Genomic DNA, 700 nt, shown 5'->3' on the forward strand with positions numbered 1-700 from the left:
GGTCGCCTGGCCGGCGGGATCCCGAGAGCATCTTCGCAAAGCAGGGCGGGTGCGGCCGAGATCGGGGCTCACGGGTCACCGGAAGGCGCACTCTGCGAGTGGCTTCACCGCCCCTTGAGGCCGCCTCCGCCCTGTCGTTCGTCTGGATGCCGCTACGTCCTGGCCCGAACGGCTGCCGGGGCGATCATCGCGGCCCGTCTCGTCGGTGGCGTCATGCCTCCCTCCGTCGGTGCGCCCCTCCGCGGTCCCGGGCTGCTCGACGGGAAGACGCGGGGTGGGACGGAGGAGAGCGTGATCCCGTCCGCAGCGGCCGTCAAGGGCAATTGGATCAGGGGCCGAGCCCCCCGCGCGGTCACGCCGCCGAGGCGTCGGTGCCGAGGCGGGCCGGCTTGGTGCGGATGTCCATGGCATTGCCGCGCCAGACGATGTCGCGGGCGACCCAGGCGGCGAGCCAGATCGGGACGAACAGGAGGTCGCGGGCAAGGCAGGCGAGCGGCCAGCGCCAGGAACGGGGCCAGCCGTTGCGGGCGGCGAGCCGCCACTCGGCGCCGTACCACGCCGCGGCGGTGCCCAGCATGGCGGCGAGGCCGGGAAGCCCGCCGCCCGCGGCCGGCCAGGCGGCCAGCATCGGGATCACCGCGCCGGTGCCGATCTCGGGGGCGAAGAACAGCGGGAAGGTGACACGGCGCAGGCGCGCCCA

At 74.9% G+C, this 700-nt stretch carries 1 pseudogene; it reads right to left on the reverse strand.

Features of this window, described 5'->3' with window-relative positions:
- Nucleotides 1-352 precede the first annotated feature (352 nt).
- Nucleotides 353-700, reverse strand: a pseudogene (locus tag VQ02_RS38505) (ceramide glucosyltransferase); the annotation flags it as partial.

The sequence above is a fragment of the Methylobacterium variabile genome, from assembly GCF_001043975.1.
In the GTDB taxonomy this organism is placed as follows: Bacteria; Pseudomonadota; Alphaproteobacteria; order Rhizobiales; family Beijerinckiaceae; genus Methylobacterium; species Methylobacterium variabile.